Below are 19472 nucleotides of genomic sequence, written 5' to 3'. Positions count from 1 at the left end.
GGACATATCATGCTTTCCCTTACTGCCGAATCATGCGAACTCTTTGAGATTCCTTTTTATCAATTCGCACAAATGAAAAAATTTTGTCCGGCAGAAATCCCTTCAATCAAAGCCAATTACAAACACCATTGGGATAATTGGAAAGCCATTATTCAAGCCGTAGCAAAACAACTCGACGCACCTTTTGCAAAACCCCATATCGAAAGTTGGACAAACGGTTGGCAAGTCCGAGCGCATTTTTTTGCTTATTTTAAATATGAGTTTAACCAAAATTCGGCAGCAATTTTTTCCGTATTGCTAAATCGCCGACGTCTATCGGTGAGTTTAGATTGGCATTGCTACCGAGCGGAGCGTTCACAAATTAATCTGCAACAATATAATCAATGGCTGGATGAATTCGATTTTCAGATGTTTTCCGATTGGGATATATGGCGCGGAGATGAAAGTGAATACGATGATTTCCGTCAAGTTAATCAGTTGCAGGAAAAAGATTTATTGCTACGTTCCGATGATGATTTTTGGTGTATTGGTCAAAATATTGAAAAGAATGCGTTGCAGAATATCGATACTGTGAATTTTATCGTGAGTACCATTCAGAGATTACAACCGCTTTATGAACGTTGTCATTGATAAGTGCGGTCATTTTAGTGAAAGTTTTTCTTATCATTTCTTTACTTATGTTATCATTACAAAGATTTAACATTTTTAACAATATTTTATTTAGGAGAGCAATATGAAAAACGTCGTGGTCGTTGGCGGTGGTGCCGGCGGTATTGAATTGGCGACTTTTTTGGGGAATAAACTGGGGCGCAAAGGGCAAGCGAAAATAACCCTTGTGGATCGCAATGCGACTCATCTTTGGAAACCATTACTCCACGAAATTGCAACCGGCGTTCTGGATGACGGGGTAGATTCTTTAAGCTATCGCGCGCATGGTAAAAATCATCATTTCAGCTTTGAACAAGGTACGATTACCCGTATCAATCGCGAACAAAAATATGTGGAGCTCGCCCCGATTTATGGTCAAGAAGGGGATATGCTGGTGATCGCACGCCGCATTCCTTATGATTATTTAATTTTAGCTATTGGCAGTAAATCTAATGATTTCAATACTAAAGGTGTAGCGGAAAATTGTATTTTCTTGGATAGCTCTGATCAAGCATTGCGTTTTCAGCGAAAAGTTTTGGAACTCTTTTTGAAATTCTCAGAAAATCGGGCATTGGACGATATTGGTGAGGAAGAATTCAAACAGAAGTTAGTGGATGAAAATAAAGTCAATATTGCTATTGTCGGTGGTGGAGCGACGGGTGTGGAATTAACCGCAGAACTTTATCATGCCACTGAAGACTTATCTTCTTATGGCTATGGAAAAATTGATAACGCCTGTTTACAAGTAACCTTAGTCGAAGCCGGTCCTCGTTTGTTACCGGCGTTACCGGAAGATTTATCCGCTGCTGTTTTGGATGAATTAAAAGAGATGGGCGCAGATGTGAAGCTCAATACGATGATTACCGAAGCTCAACCCAATACGCTAATCACAAAAGAGGGAGAAGAAATCAAAGCCGATTTAATCGTTTGGGCGGCAGGTGTTCGAACTTCAAAAGTCACCCACAATTTTGATGGTTTAGAAATTAACCGCACTAATCAATTAGTGGTGAAAGATACGCTACAAACTACGGTGGACGAGAGTATTTTTGCCATCGGCGATTGTGCGGCATTCACTCAAGACAACGGTACATTGGTACCGCCTCGTGCTCAAGCAGCACACCAGATGGCAAAAGCTTGTGCGAAAAATATTTTTGCCATTTTTGATAATAAACCGCTGAAGGCGTTTAAATACAATGATAAAGGTACTTTGGTATCGCTTTCCAGCTTTACTGCATTAGGCAGTTTAACCAATAAATTTGGCAAGAATCCACTGACAGTACACGGCAAGTTTGCACAATTTGCTTACGTATCACTTTATCGTATGCACCAACATGCATTGCATGGTTGTACTAAAATTGGATTGATTATCTTAGTGGATAAAATTAATCGTTATTTAAAACCAAGATTGAAATTGCATTAATCACAAGTAAAAGTGCGGTCATTTTTGACCGCACTTTTTTGTTATACCGAAATATTATGTTCGTAGGCATAAAGTGTGTTATACATCAACATTGCAACGGTCATTGGACCTACACCACCCGGAACAGGGGTAATATAACTCGCTTTTTTAGCTGCGGCTTCAAACCCTATATCACCTACTAATTTACCTTCAATTCGATTAATGCCCACATCAATAACGACAGCACCTTCTTTTACCCATTCGCCCGGTACAAGATTCGGTTTTCCAACAGCGACAACTAAAATATCGGCTTGGCGAACGTGATTTTCAAGATCTTTTGTGAAACGGTGAGTCACCGTCACGGTTGCACCGGCAAGCAATAATTCCAAGGACATTGGGCGACCCACAATATTTGAAGCACCAACAATAACCGCATGTTTACCGTGTAAATCAAGACCGGTTGTTTCCAATAATTTCATCACGCCATAAGGGGTGCAAGCACGTAGAGTCGGGATACGCTGGCATAAACGCCCAACGTTATAAGGGTGAAAACCATCCACATCTTTTTTCGGGTCAATACGTTCGATAATAGCTTCAGAATTGATTTGTTTTGGAAGAGGGAGTTGTACCAAAATGCCGTCAATGGTTTCATCTGCATTTAACCGGTCGATTAAAGTAAGTAATTCTTGCTCCGTTGTTGTTGCCGGCAAATCATAGGATTTAGAGTTAATCCCGACTTCCTCACAACTACGACGTTTACTTTCCACATAAACTTGAGAGGCGGGATCCGAGCCGACGAGAATCACGGCAAGCCCGGGGGCACGTTTATCTTCATTGCGATAATGGCTAATTTTTTTTGAAATTTCAGATTTTATCTGCTTGGAAAGCATCGTTCCTGAGATAATTTGTGCTGTCATTAAAAGTCCTTAATAATGGAAATGTAAACGTTTGCCATTTTATCGAACAATAGGAAATTTACAAAATCAAAATATGTTGAATATTGAAATTGAAATAATTTTGAGCAATCAAATATAAAAATAATAAAAATTGATTGACTGAATAAGAAAGCTCACTATAATTAGGCAAACTTATCGGCGAGTAGCGCAGCTTGGTAGCGCAACTGGTTTGGGACCAGTGGGTCGTAGGTTCAAATCCTATCTCGCCGACCACTTCTTTTATATTTCCCTTGGAACTTCATAAAAAAAGATACAATCCTTAAATGCGCCCTTAGCTCAGCTGGATAGAGCAACGCCCTTCTAAGGCGTGGGTCAAAGGTTCGAATCCTTTAGGGCGTGCCATTTGCCTTTTCGTTTATTAATCCGTCGTTATTCGTAATTGTTGTTGGGTTTACGCAATAAATTTTTGTATTTACATAAATACAAATTAAGTATATTTGCGGAAACATATATGAACAAATAGATCGAGATCGCTTCTTTTCCAATTCATCCATTTAATAAAGTCTGAAGGCTATTTTAAAAGCTTAGAATTTTTTGTATGAAAATGTTGCTGTTTTGATAATTAAGCCTGATAAAAGGAATCTTGTGTAAGAAAGAGAATAGATAAATGGCGAGAGGGAACAATCACTTTTTACTGTCAAGCCTTGATATGCCTAGCTTCTTTAACTTCCCCTTTATAGTGTAGGGAGTATCTTGGGGAGTTAAAATCTATTATTTGTCTTTGCTTGGCGGCATTTTCAAGAAAAACATTTCTTAGGTCAATCTTTAAATTTCGTTTAATTATTGGCTTTGATTCTATTCACGATAAAAGAATTTGTGCATAGCCGCACGTTCTTGCGTTTCTTTCCAAATTTGTTTTTCTCTTTTACGTTCGAGATCTTTTTTCGTGTTATATGCAAAGATTCCAATAAAAAACAAAATAATGGCATACCATAAGAACGGGTTATCAGCTATTGCATAAATTATGACGAAAGGTAATGCAAGAATTGCACCGGCCAACACTACGATTAATGGACCAAACAGGATTAAAGCGAGTAATTTTCCAATCGTGTTTATTTTAGTTTGATGTTTATTAAACCATGGTTTTAGCGGGGTAAACATATACACCAAAAAGACGATTATTAAGTAGATTGAAAGGAGCATTGGGAGAATATTGATAAAATATGTTCCCCCAATTATAAGTCCTGCAATCACTAAATAGACTGGAACACTTATCAAAACCAAAAATAATGTAATCATTTTCTTGTATCCTAGTTGTCATTATGCTTGATTCTAAGACAAGTAGAAAAAAATAAAAACATTTTGTTCATATAAAAGATCATCATCAGCCCCACCAAGTATTTTTCATAAAAAATAATTTTTTTCTGTAAGTATGTTTTTTTCATAGGAAAAACAGGAATTTTAGGAACAAAAATTTTTTCATCTTATTTTTCAAATAGTTAAATTCTGAAAAGTGTTCCTATTTTTAGTTTTCCAAATAGGAACAGAACAGGAATTTTTTAGGAATGGAAAAAGGTGATTTTTCAAAATAGGAATGAAAAAGGCAAAAATAGGAATAAAACAGGATGAAATAGGAACTATAAAGCACTAAATAGGAATAGATTATTTATATAACTTATTGATTAATATATTATTTATTTCTTTAATTCCTATTGTTCCTATAAATTTCTTATGCCTTGGCAAAAAATCTTTTCATTGGTGATAAAAAAGCAAGGTTTTGCGCCTTGCTTCTTTGTGGATTTAGTCGTTTTCTTCCGTGTCATCCGCCTCGTCTGAAAACGGCATGATTTTGTAAGCCCTCGGGCTTTTCCCTAGCATTTTTACGGGTATCTTGAATAAATACTCGTTATAGCCTTTTTGTGGTGTCATTGGTTTCTTCATTATGCCGGAATTAAAAAGAACGTTCCTTACCATGTTTTTGGGGAAGCCATCCGTTATTTCATCAAACACTTTTGTGTAAATAAAGTAGTACTCCCTTTCCTTACCATTTGCCAACACTCTAACTCCGGCAATCTTGGGCGGTGTTTTGGCATTCGGATCAGCCGGATATTCAATAAAGCAAGATTCATTCACTAAAAGCCAATCTGTGAGGCTGTCTATAATGCTTTTTTCCTCTCGGCTGTTTTCGCCAAACTCTTCTTTCCAGTTAAGAAAGTTTTTCAAAATGGCTTGTGCGCTTTCTTCTTCCGTCCATTGGGTTAAATCCCTGGCTAAGCATAACGCGGTTTCAAGCACGGCGAAACGATCACCGGCGACCCGTTGAACTTGTCCGCTCATATTGCTAGATAAATCTAACCATTTTTGCCGGATTGCTTTATAGGTGGTTTTTATGCTGTCCGCATTGTTGGCAAGGAAAGCGATCCATTCACGCCCAATCACGCCAAAGCATTCTTGCACTTTTTCGTTCAGGTGGTCGGCGTGGGCTTTATTATTCGGGAATTGATGAATATTATTCGCCTCTTCCAGTGGAACATTTAAAAGCCGCACTAATTGACCGGCATGCACTTTTACGTTCTGTAGTCTTAGCTGTGTTTCTAAGTCTTTTTCACCTGTTGAAAGTGCGGTTACTTTCCAGCGTTTTATTTGTCTATTACCGCCCGTTTTTTCACCGCGGTTTTTATCTGTTTCATTGAATAAATCATATGCAATCGAACCTAACTCTTTTGCATCTTTCGCTTGTCCTATTTCATCTAGCGTTATAAAGCCATCATTGCGTGCGGCGGCTTCATTTTTAACGCCTGTGGCGGTGGTACTCCAGCTTAATTTTATTTTCTCGGGGTTTCCGTAAATACTATTGGCTATGTTTAACGTGGTGCTTTTCCCTTTTGAGCTTTCCGCAAATAAATGCACGCCAAAAGATTCACGCCCTAAGAGTGAGATCATTGGCGCGGCAAGTGCAACCGCAACCCCCAACATCATTGAGGCGTTGCCTTTCACATTTTGTGCGATTTCTCGCTGCCAATCTGCAAGGGTTCCGCTAGTGGTATAGCCTAGGCTTGAGCTGCTGCGATCTGTAAAATAAATGGGCTTGCTTGGTGTGCCTATAATTTCCCCATTCGGCAATAAATACGCGCTATTTATCCAGCCTGTTACATCAGTTACAGTCCACTGCGTGAAGTGGTCGCCATTAAAGTGAAAATGCTCGGTGAGCTTTTGAGTTAATCCCGATCCCTGTGTCATCTTCAAGCCTTGAGCTTTCAACATTTTCCAGCCGGTATCTGTGCCAAAATCTTCACGGGCAATCGCAACAGTTCTAGGGGTGTTTTCGTCTCGGTTTTGCCATTGGAACAAATAATAATATTCACCGCTTGTGGTTTTACCTTCACCTACTAACGCTAAATTGTCGCAAATCCATGTTATTTTCTCTGTAAGAATTTCACCGCTTTTTTTATCTAATACCGGTTCAATTTTGTGCAACCCTTTTATTTTTCCATTTTCACGATATTCAACATAAGGCTCACGTTTTGGCATTTCCGGTTTATTCATAAATTCTACGCGCATCTCGGCAATATTCCGTGATTCTGCGTTATTGCGCAGATCATCTAAACGACGGCTTAATTCTTCTTGATTTTCTCCTAGGCTATCGGCAAAAAATACTTTCTTAACTTTGCTATTTGTTGCAAGTGCCAATAGTAGAGCGTTTTCTTGCTCTTCTACCACGTTGCCAAATCGGCAAAACGTCACGGCATGAACATCCTCTTTTAAAATCTGATAATTTCCCGCATTTGCCAATTTTTCAGCGTCTAAAATGATCGGCTTATAATCATTGCCTAAACCTAATTTATCACGCAATAGTCCCCATTCTAGCCCGTTGCCTTTCTCCTTCCCAAATCCCCAAGCCTTCCACGCTTTATCACCGATCAAAGCGTAAATATGTTCATAGGCTACACGCCCTTGTTCGTCAAAGTGCGGTACTTTTGGCGGTTGTTTTTTATATGCCATAACTCCCCCTAACCTTGATTTCTATTCTTAAAAAACGCAATCACATCGCCAGCGCGGTATTTTTTCGGGGCGTTTTTCTTTGGTGTGCCTACGCTTGCCGGAAAGTGCGGATCGTGAATAAGTTTTTGCATTAAATAGCCGTATGAAATTTTGGCGTAGTCTGCCACTTGGCGGGCTGTCCAGATTTCATCAGGGCTAAATGTTGCCTTGTCGTTTTCAAGTCGGTTTAGGCGTTCGTCATAATCGGCAAGAATGCGTTTCAGGCTTGCCAGCGTTAATTTTGGTTCTTGTTGAATTTCTTGCATTTTTTGTTCCTTAATGATTAGCCCAAAAGGCTGACTACATTTTCCATTTTTGGCGAATAGTAAGTATTCAGTAAAATTTTAATGTCTCGGTGGCCGCTGATTTTTGCCAAGGTCATTACGTCCACTTTTTCCGCAAGGCGGGTTAAGGCTTCGCGCCTTGTGTCGTGAAAATGTAAATCAGCTTCATCAAGCCCCGCTCGTGCTTTCAGCTTTCTGAAATTTGCATCGAGGTTTCGGGCGGTTAATTGAAAAATAGGCTCTTCTTCACCAAAACTTAAACGTTCCATTGTGTCGAGAATCGCCACGGCTTTTGTTGAAAGCGGAACATTGCGCGGGTGTCCGTTTTTACTGGTCGGAATATGTAAAATTTTCGTTTGCCGGTTGTAATTTTTCCATTTTGCATTGCAAATTTCACCGGCGCGCATGGCGGTTTCAAGGGCGAATAACATCGCCGCTCCCGCTCGGCTTAATGCGGTGAGTGGGGCGCGGTTAAGTGAAAAGCCGGAAACAAATTTCAAGCGTTCGATTTCCTCATGGCTATAACGGCGTGTGCGTGCATGCGGGGTTTTCGGTTTGCGCACGTTTTTAAGGGGATTTTCTTTCAGGAATTTCCATTCACCGCACGCCATTGTCATAATATGGGAAAGGGTGTTCCATTCCCGTAAAACGCTTGCCACGCTGACTTTAGAAAGGCGTTCATCACGCCATAACCTAAAATCATCTTCCTTTAAATCCACTAAATAAACGCGCCCTAGCGGCATATCCATTAAGCGGAAAAGGCGCAGTCGTTCTTCACGGTAACTTTTCTTATAGCGGCTTACTTCTTTGATGTACTTATCGATTACATCCGCAAAGGTGATATAAGGGATCCCCGTGTGATAAGTACCATTAATGATTTTTTCCTCTAACTCCTTTGCCCATGCGATAGCCTCGGCTTTAGTGCGGAATTGTTCCGATTTTGAAACGCCTTTACGGCGCACTTGCGCGCGCCATCCTTTATTTCTTTTGATAATGGTTGCCATAATTCCCCCTTATTTCCGATTCTTACGGCGTGCTAGGCGTTGGGCTTTGCGTTTTTGTTTTTTCCGTCTTTCTGCCGCTTTCTCATTTTCGGGAATAGCAAGCCACGGGAAAGCCTCACTAAATAGCGCGCTATCACTGGCGAAAAATTCCAATTCTGCGCCGTTGGGAAAGTGTAAAGAATAGGTGTTCATGCTGTTGCTCCTTGTGGCTGTGGTTTTCTTGCGCCCATGATTTTGAATAAATCATTAAAGGCTTTTGCGCTGCTGTTTTGTTGTAAAGCGGTGTGGCGTGCATAGGTTACTTTTTCGATATTGCTCACCTTTCCGCCATTTTCTAATTTCAGCCTTGTTTCTTCGCTTTTTGCCCATTGGCGGGCGGTGGCTTTGTCTGATTCAAAATAGCGGCTTGAAATGAGTTTCTGCCGCTTGATTTGAATTTTCACTACGGCATAGTAAGCGGTTTGATTATTTTCATCGGTGAGAGAGTAGATACTAATTGCCATTTTTGCCCCCTTGCTGTGCCTTGAGTTGTGCATATTTTTCAAGCGTTTGTTCGAGTGGGTAACGCCCGTTTTGTGAATAAACATCGCATAGGCGGTTATCCAACCACTTCAAAATAGGCGTGCCGTTTAGCTCTTTGATTAAGGCTAAATAGCAAACGCCAAAAAAGGCGAGGGAATCTGTTAAATCTCGTTCTTCCGGCTGTGTCGGAACGTTGAAACGCACATTTAATTCATCAATCAATAACAAGGAAGGATTTGTTTTTTTCTCTTTGTTGGGGTCGCGATAAATTAAAATGCCTTCATGGGTTTGAATTAATTTACTACTCATTTTCTCCCCCTCTTGATATGTTCACATCACGCCCCGCCATATTATTTGCATTGCCGGTAACGTGTTGATTTATGCTGTTGTCATTGATGTAATTGATAGTGATATAAATGCGCTCTATCCGGTGAATTTGGATAAGGGAGCGTAAAAGGGCTTTAAGGGAAAGATTAGGCATAAATCCCCCCTTGCGTAAAAGTGCAGTCAAATTTCGGGTTGATTTTTGCGATAAGTGAAAGGCATTGAAAATCGGCGCTCAAGCTTAGGCGCGCGTTGGTTTCGCTGTTGGCTTGAATAGTTTGAACGCACAAATTAAAGTGCGGGTGCGTGCGATTCACGCATAGAAATTTGTAGATCATCTCTGCGGTTTCCTTGTGTAAATTTTGAGGAACTACCGCTAAAGTTTCGAGGCTTGGGCGGTAGCACATAACGGGCTCGAAAACCGTTACACAAGGAACACGGCAAAGGGCGGAACCTTTCCCGCTATGCGCTACCATTGAGAATAGACTATCAGAAAATAGGCTATATTGAATGGGTGCGTAAACGCTACGAACAAAAAAAGCACGATCCGGCGTGCTGTTCGCCTTGTGTATAAAAACGAGTTTCGAGGCTCGTACTCTAGATTTTGCTAAAGCGGATTTAATATAGTTTAATTTCGTTTTAACTGTCAAGGCTGAATTTGACAAAATACGGCTTTTTTTGTGCGTTTGGTGATAAATGCTTGATTTTTGGCTATAATATGCCTGTTCATTTTTCATAAATGAATCCTTAGTTATGGTTAGATAATTAGTTGGTTTAGGATTTAAGCCTCCGTTCCCGCGGGGGCTTTCTTTTGGCTGCATTTCGGCGTCAAGGCTAGAAATTGAGCTTGCCTTGTGTATTGCCAGATGTTTTAAGCTGTGATAAACGTTCCTCATTGGTCATGGGTTTCATCCCCGCCTCTTTCAAAAGTTCTTTTTCGCTTTTCTCCCAGCCGTTTGCTTCCGGACAATCCACAAAAACCGCGCGGCGAATGTTGGTGATTTGCCCCACAAATTCCGCTTGTAATTGGTTGCATTGCGGGCAATAAAGGCGCGCACTGGTAACCAGTAAAGAAAGTTTGCTACTTGTCCGAATACCTACTTTATGCCCGCAAAATGGGCAATAAATCGTTAATCCGCTCATCTTGCCCCCTTAGTGCGCATTGGGGTTTTCTGCGGTGTGGTTTTGCTGCGCTAAATAACGCTCCACGGCTTCAACCGGATAACGGGCCAAGCGCCCAAACTTAACCGGTTTTGGAAATTTACCGGCTTTTGATTGTTCCCATAGCCAACTGCGAGAAACGTCGAGCATTTCGCAAAGTGTGGCGGTTGAGTAGTAACGTTGTTGTGAATCAATGGTTTTTTCCATACGTTCCCCTTTGATTGTTGGTGTTGTCAAATAACGTGCTTTTTTGTCTTGTTTGTCGGGGTGGTATGGTAGGGAATGGATTTTTTGAAGAGTGGAAATTTCCAAAAATAGTTCGGAAATTTCCAAAAAAATGAAAGGTTATTTTGCTGTATTAAGCCAGTTTCTAAGCGTCTCCGGCGTGATGTTAATCTCTATTCCAGCACTGGCAAATTTTTTGGCTAATTGTCCGTTTAAAAGGCTTCTCGCTTTTTCCGGTTCATCTATGCCATAGTGCAATTTGAGTAAGGCTTTAATAAATTCAGCTTGGTTGGCTTGTTTTCGGGGTGATGTTTTTTCTTTTTCAATTTCTTCAATCTTTCCTTTTATTTCGTCCGTGTATTTCTTGCCATTAATAAAATCGTCAAAATCTGAATGCAGTATATAGAAATCATTAATCTTGAAGTGAATATTTTGATTTTCTTTTAAGTATAAAATAAATAATAACCTGTTTTGTTCATTATTTTTTGGAGTGAGCAGATAATTTATCCCTAGATCTAGGTTTAATCCATTATTTAATATTGTTTCTTCTGTTTTTATTTTTCTTGGGTGATGATGAAAAGGAAAGTTAAAAAAACCATTCATTCTTAATATATCATCCTCTTTAACCGGTAAACATTCTAACAATCTTCTTACATCATTTATCTTATCGCCTATAAATTTAAAGCTTTTTCTCTCTGCCCAAAGTCTAAATTCATTTTCTTTTGCTTGCTTAAATGTTTGTGCAAAAAATATATTTTCTAACTCAAAGTCTTTCTCGCTTATGGTTCTTATCTCATTAGCTAAAATAATTTGGGGTAAATCATTTTCTTTTGTTTGAAGGAAACGATTATTCCCTATATTTAATGATAGAACGTTATATTCCATTTTCACGCTAAACATTAAATAACCGTGAATCCAGTAATGAATTAAATCCTCTATTGTTACCGGCTCATTAAATTTTCTTGTTAATTTATCCGCTGCTTGTTGCAAGCTATACCATTTTCTCGGCGGTAAAGTGGGTTTACTTTTTGTCATTTTTGATGAATCCTTAAATAAATTGAAAGCCCATCAATAGGGCTTTCTTTATATGGTTTAAATTTCTAATTGTTCGGGGTTGCATTGATAAATTTTCGCCAGTTTTTCACGGGTCTTTTTTTGTGGTTTGCTTTCTTTGCGTTCAGCTTGAGAAATAGCGGATTGAGTTAATCCAGTGCGTTCTGCTACCTCTGCTTGCGAAAGATTGCGATAAATGCGCCACGCTGCCAATAGGCTCACGTCTTGATTAAACATGATATTCACTACATCATTAGGAATTAATTCCGCCCCGTCTTCGGTAGGAACAAGGGGAATATCTTCCCATTCTGCGGAATTTTCATCATCAAAAGGACTTGCTTTCATTAATAAATCTTCATATTCCGCAATAGGTAAAATGACAAATTCCGGTTTCCCTTGTGGGTCGTTAATATATCGGTGATTTAGATTCATTTTGCTTTCTCCTAGCTATAAGTGCGTTCACTACGGCGTTTTATGGCTTGAATGTTGATGATTTTCGGCTCTCCGTTGATAACTTCAAAAATAATACGGTAATTGCCTACCCTTAGCCGCCATTTCCCTTCTTCACCTTTTAATTTTTTGGTATCTAGCGCTTCGTTTGGAAAAGTTTCAAGTGCATTTGCCTTTTCTCTAATCGCTTTTTGATACCTACTATCTATTTTTAAAAGCTGCCGTAACGCGTCTTTTGTCCAGTTTACGCGATTCATGGGGATCCTTTAGGTATATTTGAATAATTAGATTATAAGCTATTTTTAGTTTTCATCAATAAGAAAATTAGAAAAGTAAAAAGCCCCTTTTCGGGGCAGTGGGTTAATAACTAAAAATAAAGGAATGAGCTTGAATTTCGCTTGAAGTGCGGTCAGATATGCGGGTTTGTTCTGCCATAAGCCTTGAATATTCACGCATAAGCGCATTTCTTTCACCAGACTGAATGGCGCCTTGTTTAACTAAGCATTGCACGCTGTGATTCAAAAATAGGTTTGTGGCGTGGAGTAAATCCGCTGCATGCGCTTCAATGGTTTTTTCTTCCATTATGCTCGCCCCTCAATGCCCTCAATTAAAACCGCATGGCGGTAATTTTCCAGCAAATAATCAATCTGCACCGAAAAATAAACATTTAGGCTATCTTCGCGCAGTTCTTGCTTGAAGAATAGGCGTGCCGTGTTTTGTTTTAGGTAAATGGCAAGGTTTGAAAGCGTGCTAATTAGAATGCAATTTGCCGGAAAGAAAGGCGCATTGATTGCACGCAAGCCCCCGATAAGGTTTTGTGCCGTTAAAAGCACGCCATTTTGTGCATTAAGCTGTTTCGACTCAAGCTGAATCAGTGCACCGTCTAAAACATTTCGCCCGCAAATTGCGATTAAATCACCACTTTCGCGAAGTATTGCCGGCAATTTTTCAAGAGCCTTTTTGATAAGTTGGGCGGTGGTTTGTCCGCTTAATTCAGCAGCTTGAATCACTTGTGCTTTTTCTTTTAGCTGTGCATGCCAACCTTTCGCCACATCTTCGCCCAGTGGGTGGGCTTGTGGCTCGGAATCTTTTGCACGGTGTGTGCCGTGAAAACCTACCATGGCGAGATTTTTCGCAAATTCTCCGCCTAAACGGGCATTAAGGGCTTTTTCAAAATCAATTTCAGTAAAAAGATCCAGTTCGCTATGCAAAAGGCGAACGTCGAGATTAATTTGGGCGCACTCAAAAGGGGTTACATCTTGCACGATATTGCGCGGTTCTCGGGCGTGCTTGTCGGTGTCTGTGTTGCTGACAATCGGCAAAGAGAGTGCATAGGCTTTATTTGGCGAATCTTCAACAAATTTTGTGGTGATTAAGCTTAAAAAAGCGTGGTTTTTAATGCCTTGTTTAATAATCTTTTCCACTTTGGCGTGGTCGTTGAAATGGCTGTATTCTTGCATTTCTACGCCTTCAAATTCGTTTTTGTAGGCGGTAAATTTTTCTTGAGTGAGTTTTTGCATATTGTCATCCTTACATTTCAGTTAATAAACGTTTTAAGCCTTTTTCTTCTTGCACTTGAAAGCGCTCAACGTGTTTTTGCGTTGGGGTTTTCGGTTTCCAGCTAGAATCAAGTGCTAACGGTGGGAGCTTTAATTCTTCCGGTGTGGTTAATTCCACGTTGAATTTTTTAATAATGAGTGAATTAAATTCATCATGACCGTCTTTTTCTGTTAGTGGGTCATATTCACCGGATTGAACAAATAAGCCCTTAAATAGTGCGATTTTCGCCTTATTCTGCGCCATAAATTCATCAATCAAGGTTTCCGCGGTGAATCGGTAAATCTGCTTGCGGAAGGTGAGAAAATCTTGTTTGGCGGTGTAAACTTCTTCGCGCTTGTCGTAAAGTTTTTGCTCTAAGTCTTCATTCAAGGCGGTGAAGAAATCTACGCGTGATTTTAATTCCGCTTTTAATTTTTGTGTGGCGCTGTAATCGTCAAGGGTGAGCTCGCTTTCTGTCTCAAATTTCGCCTTGATTTTTGCAATTTCCGTTTCAAATTCATGGCGTACTGCCGCAATCGTGGCGTTATTTTTTGCCTGTTTGCGCTCGAGTGTACTCAATTCATCGGAAAGGGCGATGAGTGTCGCTTTTTTGCTATTGAAATCACCTAAAAGTGCGGTTAATTTCGCTTGTTTTTCGGGGTTCTTTAGTGTGATTTGGATCATGTTTAGTTACCTGCTTTTGCTTTGTTGTTGCGTTGTTCGATGCGTGCATTCATCCATGCGCGCACTTCACTTTCTAGCCATGCTTTCGCATTGCCGCCTAGATTGACGGCTTCGGGAAATTTCCCCAGCCGTGTTTTGTCGTAAATGGTGGAGCGTGAAAGCCCCGTGAGGTTTATCACGTCATCCACTCTTAAAAACCGTTCTTTTTGTGTGTTGTCCGTCATCATTTGCCTTATGGGGTGGTGTCTTGTATCCATTAGCCAACGAGTAAGCGAGGTTAGCCCGTTTTTTGCCTGATTGCCTTGTTGCATTTTTCACCTAAAAAAATTTGGTGCGCTGTGTGTCCGTGCGTTACGCCTCGGAGTGGTTTTTATTATGGATAAATCAGGCATGGCGCGCATTAAGTGGCAAGTGTGGAGGGGTGTTTCACAAAATCGGCGGAAAAATTAAGGGCAAATTCAACCGCACTTTTTATCAATGCTGGGAACTGTCCAATTTTGGATGCTAAAAATTGGGCTAAATTGGCATTTTTACGCCTAAATTTTGCGTTTTTCTGCGTTGGTTTGCGTTGATAAACGAACATTTCAAATATCGAGGTGCGCCAGTATTGGCAAGGTGTGAATGGCTTTTAAAATTTGCGTTAAAATCACTATAAAAAGTGTGCCGGCGTGGCGAGGGTTTGCTAGCGATATTTCGCAAGGACAAATCGTTTAAAAATTAGTGGGGAAATTAGGCGTTTTAGTATTGTTGGGCTTGTGTTTTTGATATAATAAACCCATAGAAAAACCAGTAACGACAAGGGTTTATCAATGTTTAAACGTGGGCTATCTTATGCGCTTGTCGCCGTGGTTGCATTGGGTTTTATCAATCCGGCAATAGCGGAAAAAAAGAAAAAGGGCAGTGGCATAATTAAAAAAGCGGTCGCCGCCTATGTTGTCTATAAAGTCGTCAAGCATTACAAAGATAAAAAAGAAGAGCAAAAGGCGAGGAATAAACAACATCAAGATTACTATGTTGAGCCTTACTATGATGAAGAATGCGAGGATGAAGACGAGTGTGAGGAAGAATAAAGGGCGGAACGCTCCGCCCTGTGATGGTCTAGGCTTTCATCGCCTCTAACTTGCATTGCTCTACATAATCGCCCCAACATTGCATAATGGCTTGTCTTGATTTCCATTTTTTAGATTTATCATACGTCTTGCGAACTTTGCCCCTGTTTTCATGCGAAAGGCATAATTCGATTGATTCAGACGAAAAACGGTCTAATTCATGTAAATAAGTGCTGGCAATACTGCGTAAACCGTGAGCCACCAAGAGATCTTTAAACCCTATGCGCTTCAATGCTACGTTAGCTGCGCCGCTATTCATCGGTCGATTATAAGGCGCAATGCGGCTACAAAACACATATTTACGGTTGCCGGTATAACGGCGCATTTGTTCTAACACATTCAAGGCTTGAGAGGAAAGCGGAACACTATGAGGGCGTTTACCACCTTTCATTCGTTCAGCCGGAATATGTAAGGCTTTCGCCTCCCAGTCAATATCCGCCCATTCAATTTTAACCGCTTCCGAACTACGCAAAATGCTTAAAAGTTGCCATTCAATTAATAATTCTGTTGGCTTTTCTAAATTCGCACCTTGCAACACTTTAAATAATCTTGGCAATTCTTCGGGCGCAATTGTCGGATGATTTTTTGTTTCCACGTATGTAAATTCATCGTGGATATTTCTGAATGGATTTTTGGGGATTAAATTCTCATTTTCTGCCATTCTGAAAATCTGATTAATCGCAATATTGATTTTATAAAGTGTATTAGAATTTTTCAGCGGTAAAAGTGCCGGCGCAAAAGTCTCATAATTTGCCTCATCAATCGGCAAATCTGCGATTTTAGGGAATAAATGCAACTCCACACGGCGAAATGCCTCATTGACTGTTTGCGCCTTGAGCTTCCCCAATTTCAAGCGCTTATCACGCCATTTCATCGCCATTTCTGCAAAGGTGATTTTCTTTTCTTCTACCGGATTAAGTAAAGATTCACGATATACATGCGGATCAATATTAAGAAGAACAAGCCTTTTATATTCAAGCGCCATATCGCGCGCCCTAGTAAGCGAAAGAACCGGATAATCGCCCAGCTTGATTTTCTTTAGCTTTTTCGCAAATTTATATTCAAAATAAAACGTTTTCTTTTTACTCGGCATAACACGGATAAAAAGCCCGGATTCTTTGCCGTCATATTTTCTAAACTCTTTCTCTTTGGATTTGAGAGATTGAATAGCGGAATCGGAGAGAGGTTTTACTAATTTCATAATGAAAGCCTTTGTTATGGTTAAACATTAGCCGTTTTAACTCCCCAAAAAGTAATCCCAAATGGCTGGGGAGTTAAATAGGGAGTTAAAAACGACAACAAAGACAAACAATAGCGAACGAAAACAACAAATAGAAAGCTGTTAAAGTCTTGTTTTTACGTTGTTTTTTGACAGAAAAGACGTTATTTGACAAGCTACATGGCGGTGAGAGGGGGATTCGAACCCCCGATGCAGTTTCCCACATACACGCTTTCCAGGCGTGCTCCTTCAACCACTCGGACATCTCACCGTGTTGAGGTGCGCAAACTATAAAGATTTGCAGAAATTTAGTCAAGTTTTTTGAGCTAGAACATAAAAATCTTCTTAAATTTTCGTTAGAATAACGATATTTTATTCATATTTTGTTGTTTTTTTATGCACCTTAAATCATTATTTTCTAAAAATGTGTTTTTAGCTGTAAAACCTTTTAGTGCTTTGAAGGATTCGTTTCGAGCTGGATACACAAAAAAATCACTCATTCGGGATATTATTGCGGGCTTAACCGTAGGCGTGATAGCAATTCCCCTTTCTATGGCTTTGGCGATTGCGAGTGGTGTGCCACCTCAACATGGGCTTTATACGGCAATTATTGCAGGAATAGTCATTGCAATTTCGGGGGGCTCCCGTTTCAATATTTCAGGTCCTACTGCCGCTTTTGTGGTGATTTTGTACCCGGTAACCCAGCAATTTGGTTTGAGCGGTTTATTGATGGCAACGCTACTTTCCGGGTTGATCTTAATTTTAATGGCGTTATTCCGATTGGGGCGATTAATTGAATATATTCCGCTACCGGTAACCTTAGGCTTTACTTGTGGTATTGGCATTACTATCGGTACTTTACAAATTAAAGATTTTTTAGGGTTGAACATTGAACAAATGCCATCGAATTATTTGGAAAAAATTCACGCAATTTTTACCGCACTTCCAACGATTAATTGGGCTGATACAATAGTAGGTGTGATAACTTTGTTGGTATTAACCCAATGGCATAAATTACGTCTTGCGATACCGGGACATTTACCGGCAGTGATTATCGGCACAATGTTAGCGTTAGTTTTACAGCATTTTGGATTTAATATGGCGACGATTGGCTCGGCGTTCCAATATATGTTGCCGGATGGTTCAATCGGATCAGGCATTCCAAATGTGCTCCCTGATTTTGTTTTACCTTGGAATATTCCTAATGCACAAGGCGAGTTGATTCACTGGAATTTTAATAGCTTGCAGGCCTTATTGCCGGCCGCATTTTCTATGGCGGTGTTGGGTGCGATTGAGTCGCTACTTTGTGCAGTCGTACTTGACAATATGACGGATACCAAACATCATTCGAATAATGAATTGTTAGCACAAGGATTAGGGAATATTGTTTCCCCATTTTTTGGTGGAATCACGGCAACAGCGGCAATTGCACGTTCCGCAGCGAATGTTAAATCCGGTGCGGTTTCACCGATCGCCAGTGTAGTGCATGCACTTCTCGTGTTATTTGCATTACTTTTTTTCGCAAAAGCCCTTTCTTATCTGCCTCTTTCTTCAATGGCGGCGTTACTTTTAATCGTTGCATGGAATATGGCAAGTGTACACGAAATTATCAGTCTTGCCCGCCGTTCAGGCAAAAATGAGCTGACCGTATTATTTACCTGCTTAATTTTAACCGTGCTATTTGATATGGTTATCGCAATCAGCGTAGGCGTATTGTTGGCTAGCCTGTTGTTTATTCGCACTATTGCAGAAATGACAAAAGCCATTGAACACAATGCACCGGACGATCTTAATGATGTTTTGGTTTACCGAATTAGCGGTCCTTTGTTTTTTGCCGCAGCAGATAAATTATTTTCAGATTTGCACGATAAAACGGTACATACGGATCATGAAATCAAGCATATCGTATTACAATGTGATGCCGTGACGGTACTGGATGCTGGGGGAATTCATGCACTCACAAGATTTGTGCAACATATGTTACCGCACCAGCAACTTTATTTGTGTAACATGCAGTTCCAACCGCTCAGAATGTTGGTGAAATCCAATGCGGTGCCTGAAATACAAAAAATTAATTTTGCCTCTGATTTACAGGAAACCTTTAATAAAATTCGCGATTTTGAGCAATCTAATCCATAATAAAAACAAAAGCGTGCTAGAATAGTGCGCTTTTTTATAACATATTAAGGAATTTTCAATGCGTCCGAATAACCGAGAAAATCACCAATCCCGCCCAATCAAAATTACCCGTCATTACACTAAACATGCCGAAGGTTCGGTTCTCGTTGAGTTTGGTGATACGAAAGTCCTTTGTACCGCCACAGTGGAAGAGACGGTACCGCGTTTTTTAAAAGGTCAAAATCAAGGTTGGGTGACTGCCGAATATGGTATGTTGCCACGCTCTACACACAGCCGTATGCAACGTGAAGCGGCAAAGGGTAAACAAGGCGGGCGTACCATGGAAATTCAACGTTTAATTGCCCGCTCTTTACGTGCAATGATTGATTTAAAAGCCTTAGGCGAAAGATCAATTACCTTAGATTGTGATGTGATTCAAGCTGACGGTGGTACTCGCACTGCCTCAATTACCGGTGCGGCTGTGGCATTATGTGATGCGGTTAATGGTTTAATTGAGAATGGTACGTTAAAAACAAATCCGATTAAAGGCTTGGTCGCCGCTGTTTCCGTGGGCATTGTTGAAGGGGAAGCCGTTTGTGATTTAGAGTATGTGGAAGATTCAGCAGCGGAAACCGATATGAATGTCGTGATGATGGAAGATGGACGTATGATTGAAGTTCAGGGTACAGCAGAAGGTGAGCCATTCAGTCATGAAGAATTGCTGACTTTATTGGATTTGGCCAAACAAGGTTGCCAACAAATTTTCGTCGCACAACGTGAAGCATTGGGATTATAA

The 19472-nt window shown here is 40.3% G+C and carries 26 protein-coding genes and 3 tRNA genes; 7 read left to right on the top strand and 22 right to left on the bottom strand.

Annotated elements, in window-relative coordinates:
- Window positions 1-9 precede the first annotated feature (9 nt).
- The gene (locus BKG94_RS02175; protein WP_077433761.1) at window positions 10-630 is read left to right on the top strand and encodes an HI_0552 family protein; all 621 of its coding nucleotides are present in this window, start codon (window positions 10-12) and stop codon (window positions 628-630) included.
- Window positions 631-733: 103 nt separating this feature from the next.
- On the top strand, window positions 734-2068 hold the full coding sequence (locus tag BKG94_RS02170; protein WP_077433759.1) for an NAD(P)/FAD-dependent oxidoreductase: 1335 nt from the start codon (window positions 734-736) through the stop codon (window positions 2066-2068).
- Window positions 2069-2109: 41 nt separating this feature from the next.
- On the opposite strand, the gene folD is transcribed toward BKG94_RS02170, so the two are convergent.
- Window positions 2110-2964 carry a bifunctional methylenetetrahydrofolate dehydrogenase/methenyltetrahydrofolate cyclohydrolase FolD gene (gene folD, locus BKG94_RS02165; protein ID WP_077433757.1) on the bottom strand — a complete coding sequence of 285 codons (855 nt, stop codon included), beginning with the start codon at window positions 2962-2964 and terminating at the stop codon, window positions 2110-2112.
- A gap of 175 nt (window positions 2965-3139) precedes the next feature.
- Between folD and BKG94_RS02160 the strand changes: the two genes are divergently transcribed.
- A tRNA-Pro gene (locus BKG94_RS02160) sits at window positions 3140-3216 on the top strand.
- Between the two features lie 52 nt (window positions 3217-3268).
- Window positions 3269-3345 (top strand) — tRNA-Arg (locus tag BKG94_RS02155).
- A 453-nt stretch (window positions 3346-3798) separates the two neighbouring features.
- On the opposite strand, the gene BKG94_RS02150 is transcribed toward BKG94_RS02155, so the two are convergent.
- The 19 genes from BKG94_RS02150 to BKG94_RS09950 form a co-directional block, all read right to left on the bottom strand.
- Window positions 3799-4242 carry a hypothetical protein gene (locus BKG94_RS02150; protein WP_077433755.1) on the bottom strand — a complete coding sequence of 148 codons (444 nt, stop codon included), beginning with the start codon at window positions 4240-4242 and terminating at the stop codon, window positions 3799-3801.
- A 501-nt stretch (window positions 4243-4743) separates the two neighbouring features.
- The gene (locus BKG94_RS02145) at window positions 4744-6945 is read right to left on the bottom strand and encodes a DUF927 domain-containing protein (RefSeq protein ID WP_077433753.1); all 2202 of its coding nucleotides are present in this window, start codon (window positions 6943-6945) and stop codon (window positions 4744-4746) included.
- An 8-nt stretch (window positions 6946-6953) separates the two neighbouring features.
- Entirely contained in the window at window positions 6954-7250 is a 297-nt protein-coding gene (locus tag BKG94_RS02140) for a hypothetical protein (protein ID WP_143538884.1), read from the bottom strand.
- Window positions 7251-7267: 17 nt separating this feature from the next.
- A complete protein-coding gene (locus BKG94_RS02135) occupies window positions 7268-8272 on the bottom strand; it encodes a tyrosine-type recombinase/integrase (RefSeq protein ID WP_077433751.1) in 1005 nt (334 codons plus the stop codon).
- 9 nt (window positions 8273-8281) lie between these two features.
- Window positions 8282-8464, bottom strand: a complete 183-nt coding sequence (locus BKG94_RS02130) for a hypothetical protein (RefSeq protein ID WP_077433749.1) — start codon at window positions 8462-8464, stop codon at window positions 8282-8284.
- Window positions 8461-8775, bottom strand: a complete 315-nt coding sequence (locus BKG94_RS02125; protein ID WP_077433747.1) for a hypothetical protein — start codon at window positions 8773-8775, stop codon at window positions 8461-8463. The genes BKG94_RS02130 and BKG94_RS02125 overlap by 4 nt, the downstream gene beginning before the upstream one ends.
- Window positions 8765-9103 carry a hypothetical protein gene (locus tag BKG94_RS02120; RefSeq protein ID WP_077433745.1) on the bottom strand — a complete coding sequence of 113 codons (339 nt, stop codon included), beginning with the start codon at window positions 9101-9103 and terminating at the stop codon, window positions 8765-8767. The genes BKG94_RS02125 and BKG94_RS02120 overlap by 11 nt, the downstream gene beginning before the upstream one ends.
- Window positions 9096-9275: a hypothetical protein gene (locus tag BKG94_RS02115; protein WP_077421902.1), complete on the bottom strand. Its 180-nt coding sequence runs from the start codon at window positions 9273-9275 to the stop codon at window positions 9096-9098. Before BKG94_RS02115 ends, BKG94_RS02120 begins: the two co-directional genes overlap by 8 nt.
- Window positions 9268-9939 carry a host cell division inhibitor Icd-like protein gene (locus tag BKG94_RS02110; RefSeq protein WP_077433743.1) on the bottom strand — a complete coding sequence of 224 codons (672 nt, stop codon included), beginning with the start codon at window positions 9937-9939 and terminating at the stop codon, window positions 9268-9270. The genes BKG94_RS02115 and BKG94_RS02110 overlap by 8 nt, the downstream gene beginning before the upstream one ends.
- 13 nt (window positions 9940-9952) lie before the next feature.
- Window positions 9953-10261, bottom strand: a complete 309-nt coding sequence (locus BKG94_RS02105; RefSeq protein WP_077433741.1) for a transcriptional regulator — start codon at window positions 10259-10261, stop codon at window positions 9953-9955.
- A gap of 9 nt (window positions 10262-10270) precedes the next feature.
- Window positions 10271-10591 (bottom strand): helix-turn-helix transcriptional regulator, encoded by a 321-nt coding sequence (locus BKG94_RS02100; protein WP_244156997.1) that lies wholly within the window; start codon window positions 10589-10591, stop codon window positions 10271-10273.
- Window positions 10592-10624: 33 nt separating this feature from the next.
- Complete coding sequence (locus BKG94_RS02095) at window positions 10625-11539, bottom strand: hypothetical protein (RefSeq protein ID WP_077433737.1); 915 nt, start codon at window positions 11537-11539, stop codon at window positions 10625-10627.
- 57 nt (window positions 11540-11596) lie between these two features.
- Window positions 11597-11989 (bottom strand): helix-turn-helix domain-containing protein, encoded by a 393-nt coding sequence (locus tag BKG94_RS02090; RefSeq protein ID WP_077433735.1) that lies wholly within the window; start codon window positions 11987-11989, stop codon window positions 11597-11599.
- Window positions 11990-12000: 11 nt separating this feature from the next.
- Window positions 12001-12264 carry a type II toxin-antitoxin system RelE family toxin gene (locus BKG94_RS02085; protein ID WP_077433733.1) on the bottom strand — a complete coding sequence of 88 codons (264 nt, stop codon included), beginning with the start codon at window positions 12262-12264 and terminating at the stop codon, window positions 12001-12003.
- A 103-nt stretch (window positions 12265-12367) separates the two neighbouring features.
- Window positions 12368-12589, bottom strand: coding sequence for a hypothetical protein (locus tag BKG94_RS02080; protein WP_077433731.1), 222 nt, complete (start codon window positions 12587-12589; stop codon window positions 12368-12370).
- A complete protein-coding gene (locus BKG94_RS02075; RefSeq protein WP_143538883.1) occupies window positions 12589-13527 on the bottom strand; it encodes a P2 family phage major capsid protein in 939 nt (312 codons plus the stop codon). Before BKG94_RS02075 ends, BKG94_RS02080 begins: the two co-directional genes overlap by 1 nt.
- A gap of 10 nt (window positions 13528-13537) precedes the next feature.
- Window positions 13538-14230: a hypothetical protein gene (locus tag BKG94_RS02070; RefSeq protein WP_077433729.1), complete on the bottom strand. Its 693-nt coding sequence runs from the start codon at window positions 14228-14230 to the stop codon at window positions 13538-13540.
- Window positions 14231-14232: 2 nt separating this feature from the next.
- The gene (locus BKG94_RS02065; RefSeq protein ID WP_244156996.1) at window positions 14233-14541 is read right to left on the bottom strand and encodes a helix-turn-helix transcriptional regulator; all 309 of its coding nucleotides are present in this window, start codon (window positions 14539-14541) and stop codon (window positions 14233-14235) included.
- An 89-nt stretch (window positions 14542-14630) separates the two neighbouring features.
- Complete coding sequence (locus tag BKG94_RS09950; protein ID WP_077433725.1) at window positions 14631-14813, bottom strand: hypothetical protein; 183 nt, start codon at window positions 14811-14813, stop codon at window positions 14631-14633.
- A 226-nt stretch (window positions 14814-15039) separates the two neighbouring features.
- Between BKG94_RS09950 and BKG94_RS02055 the strand changes: the two genes are divergently transcribed.
- Window positions 15040-15300 (top strand): hypothetical protein, encoded by a 261-nt coding sequence (locus tag BKG94_RS02055; protein ID WP_077433723.1) that lies wholly within the window; start codon window positions 15040-15042, stop codon window positions 15298-15300.
- 28 nt (window positions 15301-15328) lie between these two features.
- On the opposite strand, the gene BKG94_RS02050 is transcribed toward BKG94_RS02055, so the two are convergent.
- Both BKG94_RS02050 and BKG94_RS02045 read right to left on the bottom strand, forming a co-directional pair.
- The gene (locus BKG94_RS02050; RefSeq protein ID WP_077433721.1) at window positions 15329-16540 is read right to left on the bottom strand and encodes a tyrosine-type recombinase/integrase; all 1212 of its coding nucleotides are present in this window, start codon (window positions 16538-16540) and stop codon (window positions 15329-15331) included.
- Between the two features lie 199 nt (window positions 16541-16739).
- Window positions 16740-16829, bottom strand: a tRNA-Ser gene (locus tag BKG94_RS02045).
- Between the two features lie 125 nt (window positions 16830-16954).
- Between BKG94_RS02045 and dauA the strand changes: the two genes are divergently transcribed.
- On the top strand, window positions 16955-18697 hold the full coding sequence (gene dauA, locus BKG94_RS02040; RefSeq protein WP_077433719.1) for a C4-dicarboxylic acid transporter DauA: 1743 nt from the start codon (window positions 16955-16957) through the stop codon (window positions 18695-18697).
- A 58-nt stretch (window positions 18698-18755) separates the two neighbouring features.
- A complete protein-coding gene (gene rph, locus BKG94_RS02035; protein WP_077433717.1) occupies window positions 18756-19472 on the top strand; it encodes a ribonuclease PH in 717 nt (238 codons plus the stop codon).

It is taken from the genome of Rodentibacter ratti, assembly GCF_002000485.1.
Taxonomy (GTDB): Bacteria; Pseudomonadota; Gammaproteobacteria; order Enterobacterales; family Pasteurellaceae; genus Rodentibacter; species Rodentibacter ratti.
Note: the sequence above shows the minus strand (reverse complement) of the source record. Positions and strands in the feature narration are given on the sequence as shown.